3 protein-coding genes are annotated in these 4,807 nt (G+C 72.5%); all 3 read left to right on the forward strand.

Features of this window, described 5'->3' with window-relative positions; all coding sequences use genetic code 11:
* Nucleotides 1-275 precede the first annotated feature (275 nt).
* Nucleotides 276-1,496, forward strand: a complete 1,221-nt coding sequence (locus tag AB0912_RS35690) for a glycoside hydrolase family 3 N-terminal domain-containing protein (protein ID WP_366707467.1) — start codon at nt 276-278, stop codon at nt 1,494-1,496.
* Nucleotides 1,497-1,772: 276 nt separating this feature from the next.
* Nucleotides 1,773-2,228, forward strand: coding sequence for a DUF3761 domain-containing protein (locus AB0912_RS35695; protein WP_366707469.1), 456 nt, complete (start codon nt 1,773-1,775; stop codon nt 2,226-2,228).
* Between the two features lie 251 nt (nt 2,229-2,479).
* Complete coding sequence (locus AB0912_RS35700) at nt 2,480-4,372, forward strand: SMI1/KNR4 family protein (protein ID WP_366707471.1); 1,893 nt, start codon at nt 2,480-2,482, stop codon at nt 4,370-4,372.
* The last annotated feature ends 435 nt before the right edge of the window (nt 4,373-4,807 follow it).

Here is a 4,807-nt window from a genome sequence, read left to right on the forward strand (position 1 = left end):
TCCGCTCTCGCACAGCCGAGAACGGGGCCCCGTTCTCGGCTGTGCGAGAGCGGAGTCCCGTCCGTTCCGGCTTGGTGGTCCGGAAGGCGGGTGCTCCCCGGCGGGCGAACCGTCACGGCGGGTGAGCGTTCCGGCACCCGCCGTCCCCGCTCGACCGCACCGCTCCGATTCCGGCGGCACGACGGCGCATACTCGTCTTGCTACCGTGAGCATGGCAACCGATGAGCCGCTCACGGACCAGCGGCCCCCGCAGGCACGCAGAGTCGGAGTTCCTCATGGCATCGCATCCGTCGCCCGCCCACCGTTCCAGCGGGAAGCGTCCCGTCCGGCTCGCCTCCGTGCTGGCGCTCTCGCTCGCTGTCGCGGGGGTGGGAGGGGGCGTGGCGGTCTCACAGGCCGCCGCCGTCGATCCGGCCAAGGCGTCCGGCACCGCCGCCGCGGCGACCACCTGCGCCGACACGACCTTCAAGGCCATGACTGCCTCCCAGCGGGTCGGCCAGCTCTTCATGGGCTCGGTCACACCCTCCGCACCGGACAGCAAGCGCATAGCGCTCATGCGCCAGTACCACGTCGGCTCGGTGTTCCTCGCCGGGCGGAGCAAGGCCGGGACCAAGGCGACCAAGACCCTTGTCGACGGTCTCCAGGCGAAGGCGGACAGCGCGGGCGGCCATCGGGTGCGCCTGCTCGTGTCGACCGACCAGGAGGGCGGGCAGGTGCAGGTGCTGTCCGGCCCCGGTTTCTCGACCATCCCGAGCGCCCTGACGCAGGGAGGCTGGAGCACGTCGACGCTGCGGACCAAGGCCGCGGGCTGGGCCAAGGAGCTGAAGGCCGCGGGCGTGAACCTGAACCTCGCTCCCGTCGCGGACGTCGTACCGGCGAGCCTCGGCAGGGCCAACGCCCCGATCGGCCGGTACGACCGCGAATTCGGGCACACGGCGGCGACGGTGGCCCCCCACAGCAACGCGTTCCTCGCGGGCTCCGCCCAGTCCGGAGTGCTGGCCACGCTCAAGCACTTCCCGGGGCTCGGCAGCGTACGGGGCAACACCGACACCACGGCGAACGTCGTGGACACCGTGACGACCACCACGAGCGGGAGCGTCACCGCGTTCAAGTCCGGGATCGGCGCCGGAGCGCCGTTCGTGATGACCTCCTCCGCCACGTACAGCAAGATCGACGCGAAGAACCGGGCCGCGTTCTCCTCGAAGGTGATCAAGGATCTGCTCCACGAGAAGCTGGGCTTCAAGGGCGTGGTCATCTCCGACGACCTCGGCAACGCGGTGGCGGTGAAGGCGGTGTCCCCGGGCGACCGCGCCGTCAAGTTCCTGTCGGCGGGCGGTGACCTGGTCCTCACGGTGGAGCCCAACCTGATCCCGGCCATGACCAAGGCGGTCCAGAGCCGGATCACGCAGAGCGCCACCTTCCGCAAGCAGGTGGATCAGAGCGTCCATCGCGTCCTGAACGCCAAGCAGAAGGCGGGCCTGCTGTCCTGCGGCTGATCCGGCATCGCACCGGCCCGTGACCGGTGACGGAGGCTGATCCGGCATCGCACCGGCCCGTGACCGGTGACGGAGGCGTGAACGGCAACAACTACGTCACCGTCACCACACTTCACCCACATTCCCTCCACAACTGCTGTTACGGTCACCCGACCACGAACCAGCCTTGGGGGGCCCATGTCGTACCACCAACCGCCGCCACCACCGCCCGGACACTGGCCGCCGGCCGCCCCGGCCCCTCGGCCGCCCGGGCCCAAGTGGGCTCGGAAGCGGTATGTGCTGCCCGCCCTCGGGCTCGCCTTCTGCATCGGTCTCGCCGGCGGGAACGGCCAGGACACCGACACCACGAAGACCGCCGCCGCCAAGACGCGGCCCGTCCCCACCGTGACCACGACGGCCACCGCCACGGCGACGGAGACCGCGAGTCCGGAACCCGCGCCGACGGTGACGGCCACCCAGACGGTCAAGGTGAAAGTCACCGTCACCGCGCGGGCCAACTCCGCCGGCTCCGGCAGCGGCTCGTCCGGCGGGTCCTCGACCAGCGGCGGGAGCGGTGGCGGGTCGTCGACGAGCGGTGGATCGTCCTCGGGCGGCGGATCGAGTTCCTCCGGCGGCTCCACCGCCGCCGGGAACGGCGCCACCGCCCGCTGCAACGACGGCACTTACTCGTACGCCGCACACCATCAGGGAGCCTGCTCACACCACGGAGGCGTGGCCGTCTTCTACAAGTAGGCGGGTGGGTGAGGGCGTTCGCCGTCGGCCCGGTCACGACCCACACGGCACCGGTGCCCCCGCCCCGACTTGGGGCGGGGGCCGCTCCTCATGCCAGGGCCGCCCGCCTCGGACGCCCTCCCGGTCCGCCCGTCCCGGATGCGCCCCTGGTCCGCCCGCCTCGCGCGTCACGGGCCCGCCCCTCTCGGCCGCTGCCGCGCCGCCCCGTGGCGGCGGACGCCGTTGTCCGTGCCGGATGGCAGCATGCGGGCATGAGCGATGGATCTTTCGACTGGCATGAATTCCTGGGGCGCTGGCAGCGGGAGTGGGTTCCGCGCGCCGACGCGCACGAGGGCGCCCCGGACCTTCTCACCCTGGGAAAGCCTGGACTGGACGAGGCGGCGATCGTCTCGGCCGAGGAGCGGCTCGGCCGGCGCCTGCCGCCCTCGTACCGGGAGTTCCTGGCCGTGAGCGACGGGTGGCACGTGGAGCAGACGGCCGGGGTCTACCAGCTCGGCGGCGCCGCCGAGATCGACTGGTTCAACGACCCGTACGACATGACCTCGGTGTACGAGGAAGGCCTGGGCGACAACCCGCGTGCGGAGGAACTCCTGTTGGCCGGGATGTGGCGGCGGGCGCTGCGGCTGGAGACGGACTCCGACATGTCCTCGGCGCTGCTCGATCCGGGGGACGTGGACCAGGACGGTGAGTGGGCGCTCTACCTCTACAAGGGCTGGGGCGGTGAACTGCCGGACCGGTACCCGTCGTTCCGCGCGTACATGGAGGCCATGTACCGGGGCTTCCACGGCGACCGGGTGGAGAGGGCCGACTTCGTGAACGCGACCACCCGCGCTCAGGACGCCCGGGTTGCGGAGGCCCGGCTGCTGGTCCTGCGGGGAGATCACGCGGAGGCGCTGCCTCTGTTGGAGGAGGCGTTCTCCTTCGGGCGGCCCGGAAGCGCTGCCTTGGTGTACCAGATCCGGCATCTGCTGTCCCCGGACGCCGCACTTGACTACGGGCCGCTGGTCGCGGACCCGCGCTATCTGCCCGAACTCCTGCCCCTGGCGGCCGCGTCGGCGGTGGCGCGGGCCCGGCACCGGTCGCGGCAGGACGAGGACGAGCAGTGGTTCGGGATGATGACGGCCCGCGGCGTCGACCGGAAGACCGCCGAAACCGCGCTGACCGCCGTGCGCGACGGCACGTACGCCTACACTCCCCCGGGCCCCTGGGGCCGGGCCGTCGACGCGGCGCGGGAGTCGGCCCGGTGGGGGTCGACCGACGCCGCGTGGCGGACGCTGCGGGCCGCGCTCCCGCTGTGGGAGGCGCCGGGACCTTCGCTGATCGCCCCGATCGGCCTGCTCGCCGACCCCGTCCTCGGTCCCTTGATCACCTCCGAGCGGGGAAGGGAGATCCTCGCGACACCCCGGTCCGGGCAGCCGGGCGGCGCTCCCGAGCCGGTGCCCGATCTCGATCCGCCGGGGCTCGCCTGGCGGATGGAGCCCGGGGCGGGTACGGAGCCGCTGGGCGGATACCGCTGTGTGTGGGTGGAGGGGATCGAGCCCGCCCGGCTTGCGGCTCTGATCGGTGACGGTTCGGAGCTGAGCGCGCCCGTGGATCAGCGTCGTGCCGCCTGGCGCCCCGCCTCGGACGGCGGGCGGGAGGGCCTGGAGTTGTGGGAGGACCGGGCCGTGGCCGCCGTCGGCCGCACCGCCGAAGGCTGGGCGTTCGCCTTCGACGGCCGACCCGGTTACCTGAACAAGCTGTTCCTCTCCCCCGCCGAGGCCGCCTCCGTGTCCGGGCGGGCCGTGGTGGTGTGGCGTGAGCCGGGACACTCGGCGCACGGGGATCACCCGGCGGCGTTCCATCTGTCCGTGGCCGAACTGGGGCGGGAACTGTACGCGTTCACCGTGCGCGGGCGGGAGGTCCAGCGGTCGGGGGCGATACCCGAGGCACTGGACCCCGCACGGCTGTTCCGTCCGCAGGACACCGAGGCGGCCGACGAGACGCGCGTGCTGGAGGCGCTGCACAGCGAACTCGGGCTCTCGCTCCCCCGCTTCGCGCTGACCCGGGGCACTCTGCACACCTTCACCACCCGGTCCTGGACCCGGCCACCGCACGCCGGCGAGACGTTCCTCTCCGCCGGCTTCACGCGACACCGGCCATGAGTGCCCCCTGAGGGGGTGGAACAGAGGGGGCCTGACGGGTCGTCACGTCGGCGCCGCCTGGACGTGCTTGCCCGTTCGTCGCCCGCACGGCGCCCGGCGCGCGCGTGCTGTTCGGTGATTGTTCGCGCTCCGGACGCTTTGTCCGTGTGTCATGGCGGGCGGTTGTGAACACGGGGGGTGCAATCCGTCGCCGGAGTGCCATCCTGGGTGTTCGCTTCCGTCTCACTCTGGGTCGCACACCCGGTGGCCCGGACTGACAACGTTGTCTTCCGGTGTGGCCGGCGGGGTGTGCGTACAGCGACGCTGGAGAGGTCACGTGCCCATCAGATCCCATCCCCCGCTCCCCCGCCCGGTCCTGGAGAGAACCGCCCGCCGGCGGCGCCGAGCGCCCGGACGGCTGCGCGCGACGGTGGCCGCGCTGCTCGCCGGGGCGCT

It is taken from the genome of Streptomyces sp. NPDC007084 (assembly GCF_040703595.1).
GTDB lineage: Bacteria > Actinomycetota > Actinomycetes > Streptomycetales > Streptomycetaceae > Streptomyces.

Coding starts and splice junctions, on each gene's coding strand:
- AB0912_RS35690 (WP_366707467.1), top strand. CDS start 276: ATGGCATCGCATCCGTCGCCCGCCCACCGTTCCAGCGGGAAGCGTCCC.
- AB0912_RS35700 (WP_366707471.1), top strand. CDS start 2,480: ATGAGCGATGGATCTTTCGACTGGCATGAATTCCTGGGGCGCTGGCAG.